Raw genomic sequence first — 22,141 nt, 5'->3', positions numbered from 1 at the left:
GCGAGTCGCCCGCGCGAGTCCGCGGACGCGCCGCGTTGTCGGTGGGGTGGGGCAGGATGGTCCAAATGAGCCAGGAGAGTCTTCCGTCCGACGGCGGTCCGGAGCCCCCGGACGCCCTGCCCGAGTACGCCGAGCGGGTCCTGGAGGTGGCCGAGCTGATCCCGCCGGGCCGCGTCATGACGTACGGGGACGTGGCCGAGTGGCTGGGGGAGGGCGGGCCCCGTCAGGTGGGGCGTGTGATGGCGCTCTACGGCGGGGCCGTCCCCTGGTGGCGCGTGGTCCGCGCGGACGGCGTGCTGCTGCCGGGCCACGAGCTGCGCGCCCTCGGCCACTACCGCGCGGAGGGCACACCGCTGCGGGAGGCGGGCCGGGCGGCTCAGGGCCATGTGCCACGCCTCGACATGAGACGCGCGCGGTGGGACGGCGGCGCTGGCACCGGGGGTCACACCTGACAGCTTCCGCCATCCCCGCCGCCGCCGTGTGACGTGTGATCCTTCAGGGGGACATGAGGCACATCCACGGCATGACGTACGTTCGTGAGTCGAGGGATGCGGGTGCCAGGAGTGACGGGAGGGAAGAAGCGGAAACCCTGCTTCCGCTCCGGCCCCCGGCGTAGCGTCGGCTGCGCGTGGCCCCCTCACCCCCCGACCACCGCCCCGCACACGCGGCGCGACGCCCCACAGCACACCCACCAGGACCGGCGAACCACGTGAGCTCCTCTTCCTCCACCAGCGGCCTGTCGCACCCCCCGGTGCGGCGGGGGAGCCGTGGCGCCTACCGACTGGTGCGTACCCCGCCGGCCCGTGTGGATCCCCCTTCACTGGACGCCGCCCAGCGTTCCGTGGTTGACCACGGCTTCGGACCGCTGCTCGTCCTCGCCGGTCCGGGCACCGGCAAGACCACCACGCTCGTCGAGTCCGTGGCCGCCCGCATCGCCCGCGGCGGCGACCCCGAGCGCATCCTGGTCCTCACCTTCAGCCGCAAGGCCGCCGTCGAGCTGCGCGACCGCCTGGCGCTGCGCATCGGCGCCGCCCGCGCCCCGCAGGCGACGACCTTCCACTCCTTCTGTTACGCCCTGGTCCGCGCCCACCAGGACAGCGACCTGTTCGTGGAACCCCTGCGGCTGCTGTCCGGACCCGAGCAGGACGTCACCGTGCGCGAGCTGCTCGCCGGCCAGGTGGACCTGGAACGGCACGGACTGTCCCACGTGCGCTGGCCCGACGAACTGCGCGCCTGCCTGACCACCCGCGGCTTCGCCGACGAGGTCCGCGCCGTGCTCGCCCGCAGCCGCGAGCTCGGGCTCGGCCCCGGCGCCCTGGACGCCTTCGCCCGCCGCATCGGCCGCCCCGACTGGCGGGCCGCCTCCGCCTTCCTCGCCGAGTACCTCGACGTCCTGGACCTCCAGGGCGTCGTCGACTACGCCGAGCTCGTCCACCGCGCGGTGCTCCTCGCCCGGCGGCCCGAGACCGCCGGGCAGCTCGCCGACCGCTACGACGCCGTCTACGTCGACGAGTACCAGGACACCGACCCCGCCCAGGTGCGGCTGCTGCACGCCCTGGCGTCCGGCGGACGCACCCTCGTCGCCTTCGGCGACCCCGACCAGTCGATCTACGCGTTCCGGGGCGCCGACGTCGGCGGCATACTGGAGTTCCCGTACGCCTTCCCGCGCGCGGACGGCCGCCCCGCGCCCGTCCAGGTGCTGCGCACCTCCCGGCGCTCCGGCGCCGCGCTGCTGGAGGCCACCCGGCTGATCACCCGGCGCATGCCGCTGCCCCGGCTGCCCGCCGAGAAGGTCCGCCTGCACCGTGAGCCGACGCCCGTGCGCGAGGGGGGCCGGGTCGAGGTGTACACCTACCCGACGGCCGGCACCGAGCTGGACAACATCGCCGACATCCTGCGCCGCGCCCACCTGGAGGACGGCGTCCCCTGGAACGACATGGCGGTCCTGGTCCGCGCGGGCGCCCGCACCCTGCCGACGGTCCGCCGCGCCCTCACGTCCGCGGGCGTCCCCGTCGACGTCGACGGCGACGACCTGCCCCTGCGCCACGAACCGGCCGTCGCCCCCCTCCTGACCGCACTGCGCGCGGTGGCGAGGGCGGAGGAGGCCGACCGCGCGGGCGCGACGGAGGCGCGGGGCGTGCGCGGTGCGCAGGGCGCCGGGGGCGGGGTGGATGCCGACGCGGGCGAATCGGGCGTCGGTTCCGGTGAGGCGCTCGCCGGTTCGGATGAGGCGGCCCCCGCTTCGGGCGAGGCGGTCGCCGGGGACGCGGCGGGCGATGCGGGCGCCGGGGGCGCGGTGGATGCCGGCGCGGGCGGGACGGAGGCCAGTACCGGCGAGGCGGGCCCCGGTCCCGGCCATGCGGGCACCGACAGCGGGCCGGACTCCGGCCAGGGCGGGCCTGCGCCCGACGGCGACGAACCCTGCTGGCTCGACACCGAGACCGCTCTCACCCTGCTCACCTCCCCCCTCGCCGGTATGGACGCCGCCGATCTGCGGCGGCTCGGGCGGGCGTTGCGTGAGGAGGAGCGGGCGGCCGGCAACCCCCTGCCGCCGCCCTCCGACGAGCTGCTCGCCCGCGCGCTGGCCGAGCCCGAGCGGCTCGCCGTGCACGACCCCGGCTACGCGCGTGGTGCGCAACGGCTCGGCGCCCTGCTGCGCCGGGCCCGCGAGCGCCTGGCCGGCGGCGGCACGGCCGAGGAGGCCCTCTGGGAGCTGTGGGACGGCACCCCGTGGCCGCAGCGCCTGGAGCGGGCCGCCCGTCGTGGCGGCGCGGCCGGCCGTAACGCCGACCGCGATCTCGACGCCGTGTGCGCGCTGTTCGCCACCGCCGCCCGCGCCGAGGAGCGCACCGGAGGCCGGGGCGCCCTGAACTTCCTCGAGGAGATCGAGGCCGAGGACATCGCCGCCGACACCCTCACCCGCCGCGCCGCGCGCCCCGACGCCGTACGTCTGATGACCGCGCACCGCTCCAAGGGCCTGGAGTGGGGTCTCGTCGTCGTGGCCGGCGTCCAGGAGGGCCTGTGGCCCGACCTGCGCCGCCGCGGCTCCCTGCTGGAGGCCGACCGCATCGGCCGCGACGGACTCGCCGAACCCCTCACCCCCGGCGCGCTGCTCTCCGAGGAGCGCCGCCTGTTCTACGTCGCCGCCACGCGCGCGCGTGACCGCCTCGTCGTGACGGCCGTGAAGGCGCCGTCCGACGACGGCGACCAGCCCTCCCGCTTCCTCACCGAACTCGGCGTCGACCCCCGGGACGTCACCGGACGCCCGCGCCGCCCGCTGTCCGTCGCCGCGCTCGTCGCCGAACTGCGTGCCACCACCGTCGACCCCCGCGTCTCCGACGCCCTGCGCGAGGCCGCCGCCCGGCGGCTGGCCCGGCTCGCCGCGCTCGCCGACGAGGACGGCCGCCCCCTGGTGCCGTCCGCGCACCCCTACCGCTGGTGGGGCATGTACGAACCGACGCACAGCAAGGTGCCGCTGCGCGACCGCGACCAGCCCGTGGTGCTCTCCGGCAGCGCCCTCGACCAGCTCGCCAACACCTGCGCCCTCCAGTGGTTCCTGGGCCGCGAGGTGAAGGCCGACGCGCCCGCCACCGCGGCCCAGGGCTTCGGCAACGTCGTCCACGTCCTCGCCGACGAGGTCGCCTCGGGGCACACCCCCGCCGACCTCGACGTCCTCATGGAGCGCCTCGACTCCGTGTGGAACGCGCTCGCCTTCGACGCGCCCTGGAAGTCCGTCCAGGAGAAGGAGAACGCGCGCGTGGCGCTCGAACGCTTCCTGAAGTGGCACGTCATGGACCGCACCGGACGCACCCCGGTGGCCAGCGAGCACGATTTCGACGTCACCCTGGAGTCCGGCGACTACCAGGTCCGCATCCGGGGTCAGATGGACCGCGTCGAGGCCGACGGCGAGGGCCGCGCCTACGTCGTCGACTTCAAGACCGGCAAGCAGGCGCCCAGCTCCAAGGAGGTGGAACGCCACCCCCAGCTCGCCGTGTACCAGCTCGCCGTCCGCGAGGGCGCCGTCGACGAGGTCTTCGACGGCGTGCGCCCCGAGCCGGGCGGCGCCGAGCTCGTCCAGCTGCGGCAGGGGGCCGCCAAGCGGGACGGCGGCGAGACCCTGCCCAAGGTTCAGGCGCAGGAGCCGCTGGAGGGCGAGTGGGTCGGCGACCTGCTGGCCACCGCCGCCGGCAAGGTCCTCGACGAGCGGTTCACCCCGACCGCGGGCCAGCACTGCGCGCACTGCGCGTTCCGCGCGTCGTGCAGCGCCCGCCCCGAGGGCCGCCACGTCGTCGAGTGAGCGTGTCGGGTGAAGCGCGCGTCGGGTGAAGTGCCTCGGGGGACGTGCGTCCGGTGAAGTGCCTCGGGTGTGCGTCCGGTGCAGTTCGCGTGACGTGTCGCAAGCGCGCGTGACGTATCGCACCACCCCCGCCGACCTGCGCTTCTTCCCCGCCGACGGGCTCGGTGGGCCCGCGTTGTCAGCGGTCGCCGCTAGATTCTCGGTGTGCCCGCCCATATCACCGATCCCAACCAGCTCAAGGAGCTGCTCGGGATCCCGTTCACCCCGGAGCAGACGGCCTGCATCACCGCGCCGCCCGCCCCGCAGGTGATCGTGGCCGGAGCGGGCTCCGGCAAGACGACGGTGATGGCGGCCCGCGTGGTCTGGCTGGTCGGCACCGGCCAGGTCGCCCCCGAGCAGGTCCTCGGCCTCACCTTCACCAACAAGGCCGCCGGTGAACTCGCCGAACGCGTCCGCGCGGCCCTGGTCAAGGCCGGCGTCACCGACCCCGACCCCCTTGACCCGGACGACCCCCCGGGCGAGCCGGTCATCTCCACGTACCACGCCTTCGCGGGCCGGCTGCTCACCGACCACGGGCTGCGCATCGGCCTCGAACCGACGTCCCGGCTGCTCGCCGACGCCACCCGCTACCAGCTCGCCGCGCGCGTGCTGCGCGAGGCGCCCGGCCTCTACCCGGCCCTCACCCGCTCCTTCCCCGACCTGGTGGGCGACCTCCTCGCCCTCGACGCCGAGCTGTCCGAGCACCTGGTGCGCCCCGAGGACCTGCGCGCCCACGACGCCGGACTGCTGCGCGCCCTGGAGAACGCCAAGCTCAGCAACGCCGACCTGCGCAAGGTCCCCGAGGCCGCCGCCGCCCGCCGTGAACTCGCCGAACTGGTGCTGCGCTACCGGGCCGCCAAGCGCGAACGCGACCTGCTCGACTTCGGCGACCAGATCGCGCTGTCCGCCCGGCTCGCCACCCTGCCCGAGGTCGGCCGCCTGCTGCGCGACGAGTTCCGGGTGGTGCTCCTCGACGAGTACCAGGACACCTCGGTCGCCCAGCGCGTCCTCCTCGCCGGCCTCTTCGGCGGCGGCACGGGCCACCCGGTGACCGCCGTCGGCGACCCCTGCCAGGCGATCTACGGCTGGCGCGGCGCCTCCGTCGCCAACCTCGACGACTTCCCCGAGCACTTCCCGCACGCCGACGGCCGCCCCGCCACCCGCCAGTCGCTCAGCGAGAACCGCCGCAGCGGCGGCCGGCTGCTCGACCTCGCCAACGGCCTCGCCGAACCGCTGCGCGCCCTGCACGCGGGCGTGGAGGCCCTCCGCCCGGCCCCCGGCGCCGAGCGCGACGGTGTCGTCCGCTGCGCCCTGCTGCGCACCCACGCCGAGGAGATCGACTGGCTCGCCGACTCGGTCGCGCACCTGGTGAACACCGGCAAGGCCCCCGGCGAGATCGCCGTCCTGTGCCGCACGGCCACGGACTTCGCGGACATCCAGGCCGCCCTGGTCGCCCGTGACGTGCCCGTCGAGGTCGTCGGCCTGTCCGGGCTGCTGCACCTGCCGGAGATCGCCGACCTGGTCGCCGTCTGCGAGGTCCTCCAGGACCCCGGCGCCAACGCCTCCCTCGTCCGGCTGCTGACCGGCCCGCGCTGGCGGATCGGCCCCCGCGACCTCGCCCTGCTCGGCCGCCGCGCGCGCCGGCTGGTGACCCACGCGCGCGTGGACGGCGACGACGACCCCGACCGGCGGCTCGCCGAGGCCGTCGAGGGCGTCGACCCCGCCGAGGTGATCTCGCTCGCCGACGCCCTCGACACGTTCCTGGAGAGCCCCCTGGAGGGCGGCGGGGACGACGACGGACTGCCCTTCTCGCCCGACGCGCGCGTTCGCTTCGCGCGCCTCGCCGCCGAGCTGCGCGACCTGCGCCGCTCCCTCGCCGACCCGCTGATGGACGTACTGCACCGGGTGCTCGCCGTCACCGGCCTCGAGGTCGAGCTGTCCGCCTCCCCGCACGCGCTGGCCGCCCGGCGCAGGGAGACCCTGTCCAACTTCCTCGACGTCGCCGCGTCCTTCGCCGCCGGCGACAACGAGGCCACCCTGCTCGCCTTCCTCGGCTTCCTGCGCACCGCCGCCCAGTACGAGAAGGGCCTGGACAACGCGCTGCCGGGCGGCGAGAACACCGTCAAGGTGCTCACCGCCCACAAGTCCAAGGGCCTGGAGTGGGACGTCGTCGCCGTCCCCGGCCTTGTCACCGGCGCCTTCCCGAGCGACCGGGGCCGCGAGAAGTGGACCGCCCAGGGCAAGGTGCTGCCGCACGCGCTGCGCGGCGACGCCGACACCCTTCCCGACGTGCCGTCCTGGGACTCCCGGGGCCTGAAGGCCTTCCACGAGGCCATGAAGGACCACCAGCACACCGAGGAGCTACGCCTCGGCTACGTCACCTTCACGCGCCCCAGGTCCCTGCTGCTCGGCTCCGGCCACTGGTGGGGTCCCAGCCAGAAGAAGCCGCGCGGCCCCTCCGAGTTCCTGTTCGCCCTCCACGACCACTGCGCCGCCGGGTACGGCGAGATCGAGGCGTGGGCGGACGAGCCCGCCGAGGACGAGGAGAACCCGGCGCTGCGGCAGGCCGGCGACGTCCAGGCGTGGCCGCTGCCCCTGGACGACGCGGCCCTCGCCCGGCGCCGCGCCGCCGCCGCGACCGTCCTCGCCCACCTCGACCGGATCGCCGCCGACCCGTACGGCACGGCGGCCGTCCACGACCCGGACGTCCACGACGACCCGGACTGGCCGCCCCCGCCGGACGACGACGAGCCGTACCCGGAGGACATCGCCCCTACCGACTGGGACGCGCTGCCCGCCGAGCGCCCCGTCGTTCCGCACCAGGCGACCGCCCCGGACGAGCCCGCACGCCCCCGCCCGGACCGCCCCGTGCCGGCCGAGGCGCGCCTCACCCCTGAGGAGGCCCGCACCGTCGCCTCCTGGGACCGCGACCTGGACGCCCTCACCGGGGAGCTGCTGCGCGCCCGCGACACCGTCACCGAGGTCCCGCTGCCCGCCTCCCTCACCGCGTCCCAGCTGTTGAGGCTCGCCGCCGACCCCGACGGCTTCGCGCGGGAGCTGGCCCGCCCCATGCCGCGTCCGCCCCAGCCCGCGGCGCGTCGGGGCACCCGCTTCCACGCGTGGGTCGAGGCGCGCTTCGAGGAGCTCACCCTGCCCCTGCTCGACCCCGACGAGCTGCCCGGCGGCGACGCCGAGATCGCCGACGAGCAGGATCTGGAGTCGCTCAAGGAGGCGTTCGAGCGCACCGAGTACGCCCAGCGCACGCCCTTCCGCGTGGAGGCGCCGTTCCAGCTGTCGATCGCCGGCCGTGTCGTCCGGGGCCGCATCGACGCCGTGTACCGGCACGAGGACGCCGAAGACGGCGAGGACGGCGACGCGGTCACGTACGAGATCGTCGACTGGAAGACCGGCCGGGGCCGCACCGCCGACCCGCTCCAGCTGGCCGTCTACCGGCTCGCCTGGGCCGAGCAGCAGGGCGTCCCCCTGGAGTCCGTCACCGCCGCGTTCCTGTACGTCCGCACCGGCGAGGTGGTCCGGCCCGAGCGGCTCCCCGGCCGGGCCGAGCTGGAGCGCCTGCTGCTGGACGATCCGGACGGTGGGACACCGCGTGCCCCGGACGGTAGGACACCGCACGCCGGACGGTGACAGACCGCACGCCGCACGGTGAGATACCGCACTCCGAGGACACCCCCGCGGGCGGATAGGCTCGTCACCATGAGCCAGCACGTTGACAATGCCGTCGACGCCGTCCGGACGTACATCGCAGACCACCGCACGGCGTTCCTCGACGACCTGTCCGCGTGGCTCCGCATCCCGTCCGTCTCGGCCCAGCCCGATCACGCCCCCGACGTGCGCCGCAGCGCCGACTGGCTCGTCGCCGCCCTGAAGGACACCGGCTTCCCCGCCGCCGAGGTCTGGGACACCCCGGGCGCCCCGGCGGTCTACGCCGAATGGCCCAGCGCGGACCCCGGAGCGCCGACCGTCCTCGTGTACGGCCACCACGACGTGCAGCCCGCCGCGCGCGAGGACGGCTGGAACAGCGACCCGTTCGAGCCGGTCGTCCGGGACGGCCGCCTCTACGCGCGCGGCGCCGCCGACGACAAGGGCCAGGTCTTCTTCCACACCCTGGGCCTGCGCGCCCACCTCGCCGCCACCGGCCGCACCAGCCCCGCCGTCCACCTCAAGCTGCTGGTCGAGGGCGAGGAGGAGTCCGGCTCCCCGCACTTCCGGGCGCTCGTCGAACGGCACGCGGACCGGCTCGCCGCCGACGCCGTGATCGTCTCCGACACCGGCATGTGGTCCGAGGACACCCCGACCGTGTGCACCGGCATGCGCGGCCTCGCCGAGTGCGAGATCCGCCTGTACGGCCCCGACCAGGACATCCACTCCGGCTCCTTCGGCGGCGCGGTGCCCAACCCGGCCACCGCCGCCGCCCGGCTGGTCGCCGCGCTGCACGACGAGCGGGGCCGGGTGGCGATCCCCGGCTTCTACGACGGCGTGGTCGAGCTCACCGACCGCGAACGCGAGCTCTTCGCCCGGCTGCCCTTCGACGAGGAGCGGTGGCTGCGCACCGCCAAGTCGCACGGCACCGGTGGCGAGGCCGGCTACAGCACCCTGGAACGCGTCTGGGCGCGCCCCACCGCCGAGGTCAACGGCATCGGCGGCGGCTACCAGGGCCCCGGCAGCAAGACGGTCATCCCGTCGTCCGCGATGGTGAAGCTCTCCTTCCGGCTGGTCGCCGGCCAGGACCCCGCGCGCGTCCGGGACGCGGTCGCCGCCTGGGTGCCCGGCCGGCTGCCCGAGGGCGTCCGGCACGAGATCACCTTCAGCCCGGCCACCCGCCCCTGCCTCACCCCGCTCGACCACCCCGCCCTCCAGTCGGTGGTCCGCGCGATGGGCCGCGCCTTCGACAAACCCGTGCTGTTCACGCGCGAGGGAGGATCTGGTCCGGCCGCCGACCTCCAGGACGTCCTCGGCGCACCGGTGCTGTTCCTCGGGATCTCCGTCCCGTCCGACGGCTGGCACGCCCCCGACGAGAAGGTCGAGCTGGACCTGCTGCTCAAGGGCGCCGAGACCAGCGCCCACCTCTGGGGCGACCTCGCCGAGCACTGGCGGCACGCCCCCTGACCACCCACGCCGTCCGAAGCGGGCGCCCGCGCGCGGCACACTGGAAGAGCCGCGCCGCCGCGCCCCACGGACCCGGTCCCTGCCGCCCTCGTCCGCCAGACCACCCGCGACCCGATCCGTACCACCGGGGGAGTTGGAAGCACCCGTGACCACCAGGACCGACCACACCGCCGACCGGCCCATCTCGCTCACCGCCCCGAGCGGCATCGACCGCGCCGCCCACCACCGGCTCGACGAGGCATGGCTCGCGGCGGCGTGGAGCCACCCCTCGACCCGCTGCTTCGTGGTCTCCGGCGGCCAGGTCCTCATCGACGAGGCACCGGACGGGCGCACCGAACTCGTCATGACCCCGTCCTTCGAGGCCCCGCTCACCGAGGCCCACCGCTACTTCCTGGGCATCGACGAGGACGGCGTCAGCTACTTCGCCCTCCAGAAGGACTCCCTGCCCGGCCGCATGGACGACTCCGCCCGCCCCGCGGGCCTGCGCGAGGCCGGGCTGCTGCTGTCGCCCCGCGAGGCGGGCCTGATGGTGCACGCCGTCGCCCTGGAGAACTGGCAGCGGCTGCACCGCTTCTGTTCCCGCTGCGGCGAGCGCACCGTCATCGCCGCCGCCGGGCACATCCGCCGCTGCCCCGCCTGCGGTGCCGAGCACTACCCGCGCACCGACCCCGCCGTGATCATGGCGGTGATCGACGACAAGGACCGCATCCTGCTCGGCCGCCAGGTCCACTGGCCCGAGGGACGCTTCTCCACGCTCGCCGGGTTCGTCGAGCCGGGGGAGGCCATCGAGCAGTCGGTGCGCCGGGAGGTGCACGAGGAGGTCGGCATCGCCGTCGGCGAGGTCGAGTACGTCGCCAGCCAGCCCTGGCCGTTCCCCTCCAGCCTCATGCTCGGCTTCGTCGCCCACGCCACGTCCTTCGACATCACCGTGGACGGCGACGAGATCCACGAGGCCCGCTGGTTCTCCCGCGACGAACTGCGCGCCGCCTTCGACTCCGGCGAGGTCCTCCCGCCCTACGGCATCTCGATCGCCGCCCGGCTGATCGAACGCTGGTACGGCGAGGCCCTGCCCACCCGCAGCACCTTCTGAGCCGGGGGACCCGCACACGACGAAGCGGGGCGGCCGGTCCCGTGAGGGACGGCCGCCCCGCTTCGACGTGAAATGCGATGTGAGAGCGGGAGGCTCAGACGCCGATCTTCTGCTTCACCTGCGCGAGCGAGGGGTTGGTGAGCGTCGAGCCGTCGGGGAACAGCACGGTCGGCACGGTCTGTAGACTTCCCTCCTTACTTGTGGCGGCCAGGGAGGGCCGCCCCTGTCTTGGGGAGGGGCAAGGGTGAGCGACAAGCCCAGGGCGCTTGGCGTGGTCCGTCTGTCTGTAGGCAACGAGAACCAGACCGGCGAGGAAACGCAGCGGACCCGCATCAGTAAGCGGGCCGACGCGGAGGAAATGGAGCTGGTCGACTTTGCGGTCGACATCGACGTGTCGGCGTCCATCTCGCCGTGGGTGCGTCCGTCCCTGGGGGACTGGCTCAACAACAAGAAGGATCAGTTCGACCACATCATCATCCTGAAGATCGACCGCATCGCGCGGTCGGTCCGCCATCTCTCGGACATCATTGAGTGGTGCGAGGCGAACGGTAAGGGCCTCATCTCCTGCGAGGAGGGATTCGACCTCTCGAAGCCATGGGGCAAGACCATCGCCAAGATCCTGGCCGTGGTCGCAGAGGCCGAGTTGGACGCCATCAAGGCCCGCAACAAGGCTTCCCGGGAGACCATGCGAAAGACTGGTCGTTGGCCGGGTGGCCTTGTCCCGTTCGGACGCAGAGCGGTGAAGGGCGACGCAGGCTTCACCCTCGAACTCGACCCCGAGTACGGCCCGACGCTGATCGAGATGATCCGGCGCTTCATCGAGAAGCCGAGTTTCTCGGCCGTCGCCGACTGGCTGAACGAGCAAGGCGTGCCCACGGCTCAGGACATCGCTCGCATCCGCGCGGCGGCAGGCGAGAGCACAACTCGGCTGGCGGACCCGAAGCCTCGGGGCGCCAGATGGACGCCGACCACAGTGCAAGCCGTACTGGTCAGCCGGTCTCTGCTCGGGGAGTACGTACGCGCGAATGGCGCCGTGGTCCGCAATGACGACGGCACTCCCGTCATGCGGTCTGAGCCGGTGCTGAACGAGGAGGAGTGGGCGAAGCTGTCGGAAGCCGTCGCCTCGGTCAAGTACAAGAAGCAGAAGGGCTCTACGTCGCCGACGGTGGGCGTGACGTTCTGCATGCTGTGTGGCAGCTCCCTGTACTTCGTGAAGGGCGACCCGGCCAAGGGCAAGCGGGAGCGGTACCGCTGCCACGGAAACAAGAGCAAGGGCATTCAGGCATGCCCGAAGCAGAGGTTCTGGGCCGAGGACTTGTACCCCTGGCTGGAGTCGGCTCTGTTGGGAGAGATCGGCCACCTGGAACGGATGGAGTCGAAGACGACCATCGACGACAGCCGTGCGGCGAAGCTCGCCGTCATCGACGGCAAGATGAACCAGCTCCTGAAGGAACTCCAGCAGGACGAGATCAGCGCCGTCGCGTACGCCTCACAAGTCGCCAGCCTTGCCCAGGACCGAGAGAAGGTAACGAGCCAGGAGGGACCGAAGCCGGTGACCGTGTGGACCGGTACGGGCGAGAGCTACGCGGAGTGGTGGGTGCGGTCGAGCGTCGACGAGCGGCGGGAGTTTCTGAAGAAGCACAAGGTGAAGGCGCACTTCCGGCCCGATGCCCTTGCCATCGATCCCGGCGACCTCATCGAGAACATCCGGCAGCAGGGTGTCTCGTGGTGGGTCACCCCCGTGAAGGCTTCTCAAGTGCTCGCACCAATCACACCGGTCTCGCTGCCCGGAAAGCCGTACGAGAAGCCCACGACGCTTACGGGCGCCGAGTGGGAGATCGTCAGCCGCTGGGAGGATTTCGAGGCTGAACGCGCGGCGCAGCAAGCGAAAGCCGAAGAGGAAGCCAAGGGAGCAGGCGAGGCCGAGAAGGTTACGGCTCCCGTCTGATGCTGCCGAGCGAGCAAGGAAGGCCCCGACCATGGGGGCCTTCCCCGTTTCAGCATGATGTACGATGCCGGGCCAGGTCGCCGCCGTCGCTCCCGACTGCATGAGACCGAGTCCAGGCCCGAAGCTTTGGGCGCCCACCTGTGAAGCGCTGTGCCTTCTGCACGGCCACCCCCGCAAAGAAGGGAGACACATGTCCCGCCGCCCGGCGGGGCCGCTGGCGCACCCGTGTGCGCCTCACAGGAAGGAGCCGCAGCCAGTGGCCATCAGCTTCGGTCATGACCGCCCGTGGGGCGGAGTCTCCCAGCGCGAGTACCGGCGCATGGCGCAGGAACCCTGGCACCCGCTCGCCTACCGAGTGCACTTCGCTGCGCTGGGCTGGGCTGACCGCCAGGGTCATGCAGCCTTCGACCCTGGGAAGCTGGCCTCTCTGCTGGGCAAGGAGGGCAAGCCCCTGTCCGACCAGAGCACGACCAACGCGGTCAACCGCGCCAAGAGGTTTGGGCTCGTCTCGCCCCGGTCGGGTGCCGCTTGCCTGGTCCTGCCCTCTCACCTCTTCCAGAAGGGGGAGGGTGCACCGGTACCGTGCCGCGTCCATCAAGACCGGTGACCATACACCGCAGGTGTGGCCAGCACACGCCGTACGTGTAGCTACAGGGGCAGTGACCTGCGGAAAGGTTCGCGCGCTCTCTCTTCTGTTACCCCTCGCAGTTGCGGCCCCGCAGGGGCCGACAGAAAAAAGCGGCTTCGCGGCCCCCGGCAAGCAGAGCGGGGCGCGGCAGCGCCCCAAGAGAAGGCATCGGCGAAGTAGTAGGCAGCATGGGCGGCCGGATGGCCGCCACAGCCCGAAGCCTCTACGACAGTGCGGCCCAGCAGGGGCCGACAGGAGCAAGCCCAAGGGGGGCGCTGCCGCGCCCCACAGGCAAGGACGTAAGGCTTCGTTCTGTGCACTCCTTCGCCGTCGCCAAGGAGGCAGCGCAGGCCTTTGACCAGGCGTTACGCCTCGGCCGGCTGGAGTACAGGCCAGCCTGAAAGGCCCTGAAACCGTGGCAGGATTTGAGCCGGTAAGACACGGCGGTCGGGTAAGGCCCGGGTCATACCCCCCTTCGCCATTGCCTCTCCTCCGCCGTCGAGAGGCTGGCCAGCGGCCCGTGTCCCGTGGCAAGCGAACGGCTGTGCGCCAGCGTGAGCGGCTGACAGGCTGTGCCCCTGGCAGGCAGGCGAGAGCACAGCGGCAGGCAGGCAGACAGGCTCACAGCCTCTTGCCGTTGCGGACACGCGCAGCGCTGGCCAACACACGGCAGAGAGCACAGCCCGACCGCGGCCCAGCGTGACGAGTAACGGGCGTCTCGAAAACCAAGGTTTGTGAGACGAGACGGCAGGCGCCCCGGAAGGGGGCGCAGCGCTGTTCAAAACCCGTCTCGAAACTTCCGTCTCGGGCTTGACGTATTGAGACGAGTTCTGAGACAGTCCCGGCCGTGACGACGAACACGATCACCGGTCAGCTCATCGGATACGCCCGCGTCTCGACCGATGACCAGGAAGCGCAGTTGCAGCGCTACGCACTGACGGCCGCAGGGTGCGCCCGCATCTTCGAGGACAAGGCCAGCGGGAAGAACACCAACCGGCCAGAGCTCAGGGCCGCACTGGACTACGCCAGACCCGGCGACACCCTGTGCGTGTGGAAGCTGGACCGCTTCGCTCGGTCCCTCATCGACCTTGTGACCATGGTCGACACCCTTCGAGAGCGGGGCATCGGGTTCAAGGTGCTCACAGGCGCGCTGGCCAACATCGACCCCGGTACAGCTGACGGCCGTCTCATGCTTCAGGTGGTCGGAGCCATGGCGGAGTTCGAGCGCAGCCTCATCAAGGAGCGCACCCGCGCAGGACTCGACGCAGCCAAGGCGCAGGGGTGTACAGGCGGACGGCCGTCCGTCGTCGATGGGGACGTGCTCACCGTGGCCCGTGCCAGAAAGGCGAAGGGCGAGAGCGTGAGCGCCATCGCCAAGGCTCTCGGGATCTCCCGCGCCACTCTTTACCGCCACCTCGGCGAGGGCGCCTGAGACAGGCGTACACGGGTGCGTCCCGAACCAGGAAAGGTGGCCACGGTCCGCCGCCAGTGTCCGCTTGGACTTCCTTGGAGGCTTTCGCGACCGCAGCTCAGTTCTGGAGTGCAGTGGTCGCGAGCCGTGTCAGACCTGCGTGCAACACTGCGGTCCATGTCTCTCTCTGATCTCACTTTCGACCAGTGGCGATCCTTCGAATTGCCTACCGCACGCCGCGTCGCCGAGGAGGCCGCCGGCTTGGTTGACGGTCGGGTGACACTCGTTGAGACCACAGAGCACCTCGGTGCTCCGCTTCATCGCATCCGGATCGAGCGGAACGGACAGGAATTCGCTCTGATACCCGGAGGGCCGGTGTCCCTCGGCTTCGACCTGAACAGTTGGCAACCGACCCCGCAGCAGACTGCCGACTACGCCGAGAGCCTGGAGCAGGGCTTCGGCTACGGATCCGACCTGCGGGCCCACCTCGCGCAGGTGCTCAGCCCCCGCCGGAGCGTCGTCTTGGCCACTGTGCTCATGGCTGTGGAGGACGAGAACCTGACCGAGTTGCCTGCTGACATGCCGGCTGTTCTCGCGGCTCGTGGCCTGCGGATGCCGAGCCCCGACGAGTGGGAGCACGCTTGTGGAGCTGGGGCAGAAACCCTGTTTCGGTGGGGGAACGACTGCCCCCTCGACCGCATCCCCTACGGGGACCGCACGGGCCCGCAGAACCAGCTGAACGCCTTCGGCCTGCGCATCGCCTACGACACCTACCGCACGGAGTTGACGAGCGACGTTACAGCGGTCCACGGCGGAGACGGTGGCGAGTCGGTGTGCGGCGGCTACGGCCACATGCTGGCATGGCTGCCCCTGGCCACCGCCAATCGCAACCCATCCATGGTCGAGTTCGTGTATGGCCCGGATGGTGAGGACCTTTGCGAGGACTTCTCTACTCGGCCTGTGCTCGCGCTCTGAACCTGCGGCATTGCTACCACGCGCTCAGAGGTTCTGTCGGTGACGGCCACCAGGTGGAGCGCTCAGTCTCTCTGCGCCCTGTGCAGGGCGCGTTCAGGAGGGCCTCGCATCTACAGCGGTGGTTGCCGGGGGCGGGCCTTGGTCCTGCCGCTGCGGTCTCCCCGGGGCACACAAAACCCCCGATCAGCGTCAGGCCGGTCGGGGGCTGCGTCTCGCAAGGGTCAGACGCCGAGTGCCTGCTTCACCTGGGCAAGGCTCGGGTTCGTCATCACGACCTCGGTGCCGCCACTGGAGGGAACTACCTGAACAGTGGGCACCGTCTGGTTGCCGCCGTTCGCCTTCTCCACGAAGGCCGCCGACTCGGGGTCCTGCTCGATGTTGATCTCGGTGTACGCGATGCCCTCACGGTCCAGCTGGCTCTTCAGCCGGCGGCAGTAGCCGCACCACGTGGTGCTGTACATCGTCACAGTGCCCTGCATGCCTCTCGCGCTCCTTCGGCGGCTCGGGGAACTCCTCGGTCTCCCGGGGAACGTACTTGAAAGCGCAGGCATTCCCGCCGCCGCCCCGGCCCCATGACCGGTCCCGTGACGCTTGTCGCATTCGTACGACCGCAGGCCCTTCCCTGTGGACAACCGGCTCACCTGTCCCGGGCGACCTGGCAGCATGGCGGTGTGACAGCAGCAACGCACTCCACCCTCTTCCCGCGGGTACCGGACTCGGCCGACGCGGTGCTCGAAGGTCTCGACCCCGAGCAGCGCGCCGTCGCCACCGCGCTGCACGGACCGGTGTGCGTGCTGGCGGGCGCCGGCACCGGCAAGACCAGGGCCATCACCCACCGCATCGCCTACGGGGTGCGCGCCGGCATCCTCCAGCCCTCCAGCGTCCTCGCCGTCACGTTCACCAACCGCGCGGCGGGGGAGATGCGCGGCCGGCTGCGCCAGCTCGGCGCGGTGGGCGTCCAGGCGCGGACGTTCCACTCCGCGGCCCTGCGCCAGCTCCAGTACTTCTGGCCCAAGGCGGTCGGCGGGTCCCTGCCCCGGCTGGTGGACCGCAAGATCCAGCTGGTCGCCGACGCGGCCGCCGCCTGCCGGATCCGCCTCGACCGGGGGGAGCTGCGGGACGTCACCGCCGAGATCGAGTGGTCCAAGGTCACCCAGACCGTCCCCGCCGACTACACGGCCGCGGCCGCCAAGTCCGGCCGGGAGGCGCCCCGCGACCCCGCGGAGATCGCCCAGCTGTACGCCGCCTACGAGGACCTCAAGCGCGAGCGGTCCGTCATCGACTTCGAGGACGTCCTGCTGCTCACGGTCGCCGTCCTCCAGGACCGGCACGACATCGCCGAGCAGGTGAGGGCCCAGTACCAGCACTTCGTCGTCGACGAGTACCAGGACGTCAGCCCCCTCCAGCAGCGCCTGCTGGAGCTGTGGCTCGGCGACCGGGAGAACCTGTGCGTGGTCGGCGACGCCAGCCAGACCATCTACTCCTTCACCGGCGCGACCCCGGACCACCTGCTCGACTTCCGCGTCCGCCACCCGGGCGCCACCGTCGTCAAGCTCGTCCGTGACTACCGCTCGACCCCTCAGGTGGTCCGCCTGGCCAACGGGCTGCTCGCCCAGGCGAAGGGCCGCGCCGCCGACCACCGCCTCGAGCTGGTCTCCCAGCGCCCCGCCGGACCCGAGCCGGTCTTCACCGAGTACACCGACGAGCCCGCCGAGGCCGAGGGCGCCGCCCGCCGCATCCGCGAGCTGATCGCCTCGGGCGTCCCGGCGAGCGAGATCGCCGTCCTGTTCCGCACCAACTCCCAGTCCGAGACCTACGAGCAGGCCCTCGCCGACGCCGGCGTGCCCTACCAGCTGCGCGGGGCCGAGCGGTTCTTCGACCGCCCCGAGGTGCGCAACGCGATCAACGCCCTGCGCGCCGCGGCCCGCTTCGGCGGCAACGACTCCCTCCTCGACGACGCCCCCGACCTGCCCTCCCAGGTGCGCGCCGTGCTCTCCGGCAAGGGCTGGACGCCCCAGCCGCCCGCCGGGTCGGGCGCGGTCCGGGAAAGCTGGGAATCCCTGGCCGCCCTGGTGCACCTCGCCCAGGACTTCGCCGCCGCCCGGGCCGGCGCCACGCTCGCCGACCTCGTCGTCGAACTCGACGAGCGGGCCGGCGCCCAGCACGCCCCCACCGTCCAGGGCGTCACGCTCGCCTCGCTGCACGCCGCCAAGGGCCTCGAGTGGGACGTCGTCTTCCTGGTCGGCGTCGCCGAGGGCATGATGCCGATCACCTACGCGAAGACGGACGAGCAGATCGAGGAGGAACGCCGCCTCCTCTACGTCGGGGTCACCCGCGCCCGCGAGCACCTCCACCTCTCCTGGGCGCTCTCCCGCTCACCGGGCGGCCGTCCCAACCGGCGCCCCAGCCGCTTCCTGACGGGACTGCGCCCCGGCTCGCAGGCCGGCGCGGGGCGCGCGGGCGCGGCCGGCGCGGGAGGAGTCGAGCGCGGCTCATGGACGGCGGCGGCCCCGGCGGTCCCCGAGCAGGCGCCGCGCCGCCGGCAGCGCACGCCCGCCCGCTGCCGCGTCTGCGGCCGCACGCTGACCGACGGCGGCGAGATGAAGCTGATGCGCTGCGAGGACTGCCCCTCCGACATGGACGAGGGGCTGTACGAGAGGCTGCGTGACTGGCGCGGTGAGCAGGCGCGGCGCAGCGGTCAGCCGGCCTTCTGCGTCTTCACCGACAAGACGCTGATCGCCATCGCCGAGGCGGTCCCCGACGACGAGCACGAACTGGCCCGCATCCCCGGGGTGGGCATGCGCAAGCTGCGCCGCTACGGGTCCGATGTGCTGGCCCTCTGCGCGGGCCGGGACCCCGCCGACGGACAAGATCAGGACTGACGCGAACTCGTCGGAAAAATAGTTTGCGCATGCCCCGGGAATCCCCATAGGTTCTTAGCCACGGGGACAGCGGCCTTCTCGGAGGCCCTGATTCCGTGTTGTACTTGCATATCCGCGGACCGGTTCGCCCGGTCCCCCAGACGCCGAGAGGAGGCGAGTCCAGTGATCAGCATCAACACCAGCACCAGCGTCAAACTGACCGATCGCCCGGCCGTCTCCCTGTGCATTCTCGGCGCCTCGAACCAGGGCACCGGTCTGTCCGGCATTCGTGCCGTGCGTCCGGCGTCCTCCCTCGCTCCCGCGGGCATTGCCGTCCGTGAGCGCGATGAGCGACCGACCAAGGCACTGGAAGCAGTAGCGGCACAGGCGCAGGCCTATGCCTTTGCGGCGGCCGGTGCCGGATTCCGGAAGCAGACGACGCAGCACCACCAGATGTGGGCCTTCCGTGGGCCAGAACCCTGGAGTGATCCAGCCTGATGAGATCAGGCCGGCGCCTTCAGGGCCGCGGAACCCCATCCGGGATCCGCGGCCCTTCTGTTTGCCCCGAACGGGGAGACAGGACAAGGCGCCTCGGGACAAGAAAAGAACCCGGTACCAGCCGCACACCCGGCCGACCGGCCGGAAACGACCAGACGAGGAAGACCAGCCGTGCAACTCGAAGCGCACGCCCCGTCCGTACCGCCTTCCGACACGATCCCCAAGCCCGGCTCCACGGAGGACCCGACCTTGACTCCGCTCACCGCGCTCACCGCGCTCGACGACGCCATCGAGAACCTCGGCGTACCCGTCCCGTGCCGCTCCTACGACCCGGAGGTCTTCTTCGCCGAGTCGCCCGCGGACGTCGAGTACGCCAAGTCCCTCTGCCGTACCTGCCCGCTGGTCGAGGCCTGCCTCGCCGGCGCCAAGGAGCGGCGTGAGCCCTGGGGCGTCTGGGGTGGCGAGCTGTTCGTCCAGGGTGTGGTCGTCGCCCGCAAGCGGCCGCGTGGCCGCCCGCGCAAGAACCCGGTTTCGGCATGAACACCCGCGGAACGATCGACCGTCCCCTCACGCACGACCCCCAGAAGCAGGCCCCGATGACGCCGTCCACCCACGAGCCCGCAGGCTCCGCGACCGAAGACTTCACCACCAGCGGTGCGAACGACTCGCGCCAGAACAGGACCCGAGAGATGCAACTCATCCCAGAAGCCCTGGCTCGTGCGCATATGCACGACCGACTGCTGGAGGCGCAGCGGGAGAGGCAGGCCACCGGCCTGCTGACCGCGCGCCGCATGCAGCGCCGGGCCGAGCGCGCCTCGCGGCGCGCCCGCCGGGCGCTCGCCATGGCGGTCATGCAGTAGGGCACGCCGCCTGAAGCGACGGCCTCCCCGGCGGGAGGCCCCGATCTCCCCGCGGGGGCCGGACCGTGTGAACGGTGCGGTCCCCGCGGTGCGTTGACGGCGCGGCGGTCCCGGCGCGGAGTTATCGTCGCCGCGTGACCAGTCCTCACGACGGCGGCGGCGACGAGGGTTCCGCCACCGAGCCCGAGCCTCCGGCCTGCGCCCGCTGCGGTGTCCGCGCCGACGGCCCGCCGCCGACCTGGACCCTCTCCGTGGAGAACGGCGTCCGCCTGCACTACTGCGAGCGCTGCTCCCGCGAGAACCTGCGCGCGATCGAGGGGCGCCTCGACTCGCAGTGGTGGTGAACTCCGCCGCGCCTCACCCGCGCCCGGCCGCCCCGGCGGCGGTCAGGCCTGCGCCGCTTCCTCCTCCTCGCCCGGCTCCCCGGGGACGAACCCGGGGAGCCAGTCCTCCAGTTCCTCCCGCAGCCGCACCGTCGCGCCGAGCTGGCACAGCACCCCGATGGTGCTCAGCGTGACCCGGTGGATCAGCAGATAGGCGGGCGGCAGGTTGAGCTGCTTGGCCAACTGGTGGGCGGGCGACCGCACGTCCGCTATCCGGGCGGCCTGGCCGCGCATCCAGCCGCGGGTGAAGGTGAACGCCTCGGCCCGCGCCGGCTCGATGATCGGCGAGAGATAGTCGAGCACCGCGTCGGGGTCCAGCTCCACGGACTCCTTGACGAAGCCCTCCGCGCAGAGCATCTCGTAGACGGCCTCCGCCTCGCCGTCCAGCGTCATCCGCAGCGCCTCGCCGATGGGGGCGGGCAGCCCGCCGGGTAGCCGGTCGACCGTGCCGAAGTCCAGGACGCCCAGGCGCCAGTCGTCCTCGCCGCCGGGACCTCCCGGCAGCAGACGGAAGTTGCCCGGGTGCGGGTCCGCGTGCAGCAGGCCGGTGCGGGCGGGGCCGGAGAACAGGAAGCGGGCCAGCAGCTGCCCGGCACGGTCGCGCTGCGCCTCGGTGCCGTCCGCGATGACCTCCGACAGCGGCGTGCCGTCCATCCACTCGGTCACCAGCACCTGGTCGCTCTGGTGCACCACGTCGGGCACGACCACGTCCGGGTCGCCGGCGAACTCCGCGGCGTGCGCCCGCTGCGCCTGCGCCTCCAGGCCGTAGTCCAGCTCCTCGGAGACCCGGTCCTTGAGCTCCGTGATGAGCGGCTTGACGTCCATGCCGGGGACCAGCGGGCCCAGCAGCCGCGCGAACCGGCTGAGCTGGTTGAGGTCGGACAGCAGGGCCTCACCGGCGCCCGGGTACTGCACCTTGACCGCGACCTCGCGGCCGTCGTGCCACACCGCCCGGTGCACCTGGCCGATAGAGGCCGCCGCGGCCGGCTTGTCGTCGAACGACTGGAACAACTTCTGCCAGTCCTCGCCCAGCCGCTCCTTCAGCACCCCGTGCACGGTACGGGTCGGCATCGGCGGGGCGGCCTCCTGAAGCTTGGTCAGGGCGGCGCGGTAGGGTCCGGCGACCTCTTCGGGCAAGGCCGACTCGAAGACCGACAGGGCCTGCCCGAACTTCATGGCGCCGCCCTTGAGCTCGCCCAGCACCTTGAACAGCTGGTCGGCGGTGCGCTGCTGAAGCTCCCGGCCGACCAGCTCCGCGGACTCGCCCACGATCCGCTTGCCGAGTCCCCAGGTGGCCCGCCCGGCAAAGCCGAGCGGGAGCGCGGCCAGCTTGGCGGTGCGGGTGACCGCCTTGCGGGGAAGATCAGACATGCGCCCTCCAGGTCCTTGCCGGCCGCTCCGCGTCCGCCTGACGGCGTGACCCCTTCGACGGCCCGTGCCCGGCCATTGTCTCGTGCGACCCCCCGTCGGCGGAGGTGTGTTCTCCCTTACCTTTGTCCGGGCCTCCGTCATTCCCGTCCGGACCAGTGCCTGCGGCGCCGCACGGGCAGCGGCGATGCGGCACGACGGGCCGCGGCTGCCAGTGCAGCTGCGGCAGGGTCACCTCCCAGCGGGCGCCCGCGCTGGACGGAATCCGTCCGTCGAGGAAGGCCAGCGCGTGCGCGGCGGCCAGCCCCGCCACGGTCGCGGCCAGCGCGAGATCGCAGGCGCCCACCCTGCGCTGCCGGCCCGAGCGCCACTGGGCCACCAGCCGCGGCCACACCGGGTCCCGGTCGATCCGGTCCTCCTGGAGACAGCCCGCGCACGCCGTCTCGCCCGGCAGGACCAGCGGACCGACCACACCCGTGCCCTCCACCACCCCGGCATGGAGATGAGGGGTGCCCGACGCCAGGAGGGGCTCGGCGGACACCGGGTCCGGCGCGTGCACGGCGACGTCGTCTCGCGGGGCGAGCACCACCAGGGAGTGGCCGGTGGCGTCCTCGGCCAGGGGCGAGCGGGCGGCGCGGCGCGGCGGGCGGTCCGGC

The 22,141-nt window shown here is 72.5% G+C and carries 17 protein-coding genes and 1 pseudogene; 14 read left to right on the top strand and 4 right to left on the bottom strand.

Annotated features, from left to right (window positions below):
- The first annotated feature begins 65 nt into the window (after positions 1 to 65).
- The 5 genes from CCN29_RS14960 to nudC all read left to right on the top strand — a co-directional run bounded on the left by CCN29_RS14960 (position 66) and on the right by nudC (position 10,553).
- Positions 66 to 452 carry an MGMT family protein gene (locus CCN29_RS14960; RefSeq protein WP_006134959.1) on the top strand — a complete coding sequence of 129 codons (387 nt, stop codon included), beginning with the start codon at positions 66 to 68 and terminating at the stop codon, positions 450 to 452.
- A 257-nt stretch (positions 453 to 709) separates the two neighbouring features.
- Positions 710 to 4,297, top strand: coding sequence for an ATP-dependent helicase (locus tag CCN29_RS14955; protein WP_086682417.1), 3,588 nt, complete (start codon positions 710 to 712; stop codon positions 4,295 to 4,297).
- A 204-nt stretch (positions 4,298 to 4,501) separates the two neighbouring features.
- Complete coding sequence (locus CCN29_RS14950) at positions 4,502 to 7,981, top strand: ATP-dependent helicase (RefSeq protein WP_086682414.1); 3,480 nt, start codon at positions 4,502 to 4,504, stop codon at positions 7,979 to 7,981.
- A 69-nt stretch (positions 7,982 to 8,050) separates the two neighbouring features.
- Complete coding sequence (locus CCN29_RS14945) at positions 8,051 to 9,463, top strand: dipeptidase (RefSeq protein ID WP_086682412.1); 1,413 nt, start codon at positions 8,051 to 8,053, stop codon at positions 9,461 to 9,463.
- Between the two features lie 145 nt (positions 9,464 to 9,608).
- Positions 9,609 to 10,553, top strand: coding sequence for an NAD(+) diphosphatase (nudC, locus tag CCN29_RS14940; protein ID WP_006134963.1), 945 nt, complete (start codon positions 9,609 to 9,611; stop codon positions 10,551 to 10,553).
- 94 nt (positions 10,554 to 10,647) lie between these two features.
- On the opposite strand, the pseudogene CCN29_RS14935 reads toward nudC, so the two are convergent.
- Positions 10,648 to 10,743, bottom strand: a pseudogene (locus CCN29_RS14935) (NrdH-redoxin); the annotation flags it as partial.
- A 54-nt stretch (positions 10,744 to 10,797) separates the two neighbouring features.
- On the opposite strand from CCN29_RS14935, the gene CCN29_RS14930 reads away from it, so the two are divergent.
- The 4 genes from CCN29_RS14930 to CCN29_RS14915 all read left to right on the top strand — a co-directional run bounded on the left by CCN29_RS14930 (position 10,798) and on the right by CCN29_RS14915 (position 15,515).
- Positions 10,798 to 12,501: a recombinase family protein gene (locus CCN29_RS14930; protein ID WP_086682409.1), complete on the top strand. Its 1,704-nt coding sequence runs from the start codon at positions 10,798 to 10,800 to the stop codon at positions 12,499 to 12,501.
- A gap of 256 nt (positions 12,502 to 12,757) precedes the next feature.
- Positions 12,758 to 13,108 carry a hypothetical protein gene (locus tag CCN29_RS35915; RefSeq protein ID WP_442538379.1) on the top strand — a complete coding sequence of 117 codons (351 nt, stop codon included), beginning with the start codon at positions 12,758 to 12,760 and terminating at the stop codon, positions 13,106 to 13,108.
- Between the two features lie 868 nt (positions 13,109 to 13,976).
- A complete protein-coding gene (locus CCN29_RS14920) occupies positions 13,977 to 14,561 on the top strand; it encodes a recombinase family protein (RefSeq protein WP_107481701.1) in 585 nt (194 codons plus the stop codon).
- A 156-nt stretch (positions 14,562 to 14,717) separates the two neighbouring features.
- Positions 14,718 to 15,515: a hypothetical protein gene (locus tag CCN29_RS14915; RefSeq protein WP_086682406.1), complete on the top strand. Its 798-nt coding sequence runs from the start codon at positions 14,718 to 14,720 to the stop codon at positions 15,513 to 15,515.
- A gap of 221 nt (positions 15,516 to 15,736) precedes the next feature.
- On the opposite strand, the gene CCN29_RS14910 is transcribed toward CCN29_RS14915, so the two are convergent.
- Positions 15,737 to 15,994: a mycoredoxin gene (locus CCN29_RS14910; RefSeq protein ID WP_086682403.1), complete on the bottom strand. Its 258-nt coding sequence runs from the start codon at positions 15,992 to 15,994 to the stop codon at positions 15,737 to 15,739.
- A gap of 93 nt (positions 15,995 to 16,087) precedes the next feature.
- Here CCN29_RS14910 and CCN29_RS14905 point away from each other — a divergent pair, with 93 nt between their 5' ends.
- The 5 genes from CCN29_RS14905 to CCN29_RS14885 all read left to right on the top strand — a co-directional run bounded on the left by CCN29_RS14905 (position 16,088) and on the right by CCN29_RS14885 (position 20,078).
- Positions 16,088 to 18,397, top strand: coding sequence for an ATP-dependent DNA helicase UvrD2 (locus tag CCN29_RS14905; protein ID WP_086682401.1), 2,310 nt, complete (start codon positions 16,088 to 16,090; stop codon positions 18,395 to 18,397).
- Between the two features lie 162 nt (positions 18,398 to 18,559).
- On the top strand, positions 18,560 to 18,874 hold the full coding sequence (locus tag CCN29_RS14900) for a hypothetical protein (RefSeq protein ID WP_078592344.1): 315 nt from the start codon (positions 18,560 to 18,562) through the stop codon (positions 18,872 to 18,874).
- Between the two features lie 171 nt (positions 18,875 to 19,045).
- Positions 19,046 to 19,414 carry a WhiB family transcriptional regulator gene (locus CCN29_RS14895; RefSeq protein WP_006134966.1) on the top strand — a complete coding sequence of 123 codons (369 nt, stop codon included), beginning with the start codon at positions 19,046 to 19,048 and terminating at the stop codon, positions 19,412 to 19,414.
- Positions 19,411 to 19,734: a putative WhiB-interacting protein gene (locus tag CCN29_RS14890; protein WP_006134967.1), complete on the top strand. Its 324-nt coding sequence runs from the start codon at positions 19,411 to 19,413 to the stop codon at positions 19,732 to 19,734. Before CCN29_RS14895 ends, CCN29_RS14890 begins: the two co-directional genes overlap by 4 nt.
- A gap of 134 nt (positions 19,735 to 19,868) precedes the next feature.
- Entirely contained in the window at positions 19,869 to 20,078 is a 210-nt protein-coding gene (locus CCN29_RS14885; protein ID WP_006134968.1) for a hypothetical protein, read from the top strand.
- A gap of 42 nt (positions 20,079 to 20,120) precedes the next feature.
- On the opposite strand, the gene CCN29_RS14880 is transcribed toward CCN29_RS14885, so the two are convergent.
- Both CCN29_RS14880 and CCN29_RS14875 read right to left on the bottom strand, forming a co-directional pair.
- A complete protein-coding gene (locus CCN29_RS14880) occupies positions 20,121 to 21,488 on the bottom strand; it encodes an ABC1 kinase family protein (RefSeq protein WP_006134969.1) in 1,368 nt (455 codons plus the stop codon).
- Positions 21,481 to 22,141 (bottom strand): TOMM precursor leader peptide-binding protein (locus CCN29_RS14875; protein ID WP_143661335.1); only part of this gene is annotated, 661 nt, incomplete at its 5' end. The genes CCN29_RS14880 and CCN29_RS14875, both read right to left, overlap by 8 nt.

Source organism: Streptomyces pseudogriseolus, from assembly GCA_002154585.1.
Lineage (GTDB): Bacteria > Actinomycetota > Actinomycetes > Streptomycetales > Streptomycetaceae > Streptomyces > Streptomyces pseudogriseolus.
Note: the sequence above shows the minus strand (reverse complement) of the source record. Positions and strands in the feature narration are given on the sequence as shown.